1 tRNA gene and 1 rRNA gene are annotated in these 222 nt (G+C 49.5%); both read right to left on the reverse strand.

What is annotated here, in order from left to right:
• Window positions 1-2: 2 nt before the first annotated feature.
• Window positions 3-79: transfer RNA gene (locus ACZ6J2_RS21950), tRNA-Ile, on the reverse strand.
• A 69-nt stretch (window positions 80-148) separates the two neighbouring features.
• A 16S ribosomal RNA gene (locus ACZ6J2_RS21955) occupies window positions 149-222 on the reverse strand; the annotation flags it as partial.

The following is a 222-nucleotide window of genomic DNA, read 5'->3' on the forward strand; positions in this document are numbered from 1 at the left end:
TTTGGTAGGCCTGAGTGGACTTGAACCACCGACCTCACCCTTATCAGGGGTGCGCTCTAACCACCTGAGCTACAAGCCTGCAGAGATTTTTACTGCTGTTTTTCATCAGACAATCTGTGTGAGCACTGCAAAGGCAGGTTCTTTAAGGTAAGGAGGTGATCCAACCGCAGGTTCCCCTACGGTTACCTTGTTACGACTTCACCCCAGTCATGAATCACAAAG

Source organism: Enterobacter sp. E14S (assembly GCF_055666685.1).